The sequence below is a fragment of the Actinoplanes sp. NPDC048791 genome (assembly GCF_040650095.1).
Classification (GTDB): domain Bacteria; phylum Actinomycetota; class Actinomycetes; order Mycobacteriales; family Micromonosporaceae; genus Actinoplanes.
Map to the genome: position 1 here is coordinate 1 of NZ_JBEZGQ010001491.1, position 1,552 is coordinate 1,552.

The following is a 1,552-nucleotide window of genomic DNA, read 5'->3' on the forward strand; positions in this document are numbered from 1 at the left end:
CAGCCGATCCGCAGGCCCACCCCCGCGCCGACGAAGATGCAGGTCAGCTCGAGCAGGCCGTGCGGGAGGATGAAGCCGAAGAAGGTGTCCGCGTGGCCCGTGTAGATCATCACGCCGCCGGACATGCCCAGGGCGAAGATGTTCTGGCCGAGGATGTAGATGACCGGCAGGATCAGCACCCCCGAGGCCAGGCACTGGGCCGCGATCAGGGCGTTGTGGGTCCACACGCTGGCCGCGAAGTTCTGCGCCTGGAACTCGCTGTAGTAGCCGACGAAGTCCTGCTCGGCGTAGCGCTGCAGCTCCTGGCCGGTGCCGAAGGTGCTGATCACGTCCGGGTTGGCCGAGAAATACCACATCAGGGCCCAGGCGACCAGGACGTCGACGACCATCACCGTCAGCCACCAGCGGCGGGCCTGGTAGAGCTGGGCCGGGAACGCCGAGGTGAAGAAGCGCCGGACGGGCTGCCAGGAGAAGCTGCGGCCGCCGGTGACCGCCGAACGGCCGGCGATGACCAGCTGGGACAGCGAGGCCAGCAGGATCGGGTCCGGTGAGTGGCTGCGGACCACGGACAGGTGGGTCGCCGCCCGCTGGTAGAGCAGGACCAGCTCGTCGGCCTCGTCCGGGGACAGCCGCCGGCGGCGGGCCAGCACCTCGAGGCGGTTCCACTCCCCGCGGCGCTCGGCGACGTACGCGTCCAGGTCCACCGGCGCAGCGTAGCCAACGCCGATCGGGTTAACTACCCGCATGACTGTGGCGGTGCCGGCGAGCGGCGGGAGCGACGAGCCGATCGTCAACGGGGAGGCCGTCGAGGTCGACGTACGCCCGGCCCGGGTCGGCTCGCGCGGCCTGGCGCTGATCATCGACATCGCCATGCAGCTGGTCTTCGTCCTGCTGACGGTCATCCTCATCGGGATCGGCACGTCGGTGCTGCCGCCGGGGGTGGCCGACGGCGCCTTCATGCAGGCCGCCTTCACCATCGGGGTCATCCTGGTGTTCATCGCCTACCCGACGATCGCCGAGACGCTGACCAACGGCCGCAGCATCGGCAAGCGCGCGATGGGCCTGCGGGTGGTCCGGGTCGACGGCGGCCCGATCCGGTTGCGGCACGCGCTGACCCGCACCCTGGTCGGCGTGGCCGTGGAGTGGCCCGGCCTGCTGTTCCCGCCGCTGACCTGGGCGGTTGCGCTGACCACCATGATCTTCTCGCCGCAGGGCCGGCGGCTGGGCGATCAGGCGGCGGGCACGTTCGTGATCCACGAGCGGTCCCCGGCGCCGTGGGGCTGGGTGCCGTCGATGCCGCCGCAGCTCGCCGGCTGGGCGGCCGAGCTGGACCTCAGCGGCCTCGACGACGAGCTGGCCCTGGCCACCCGGCACTACCTGGCCCGGGCCGGCGAGATCCGGCAGCCGCAGAACGGGCGCTTCGCGCACACCCTGGCCCAGGAGGTCGCCGAGAAGATCTCCCAGACCCCGCCGCCCGGCACCCCGCCCTGGATGTTCCTCAGCGCGGTGCTGGCCGAGCGCCGCCGCCGGGCCGGCCGGCGGGTGCACACCA

Annotated in this window: 2 protein-coding genes; one reads left to right on the plus strand and one right to left on the minus strand. The window is 72.0% G+C overall.

The window, feature by feature from the left end:
• Positions 1-704, minus strand: a 704-nt coding sequence (locus AB0C29_RS47740; protein WP_360834918.1) for a stage II sporulation protein M, incomplete at its 3' end; no start/stop codon positions are given.
• 40 nt (positions 705-744) lie between these two features.
• Between AB0C29_RS47740 and AB0C29_RS47745 the strand changes: the two genes are divergently transcribed.
• On the plus strand, positions 745-1,552 hold an 808-nt coding region (locus tag AB0C29_RS47745; protein WP_360834920.1), incomplete at its 3' end, for an RDD family protein.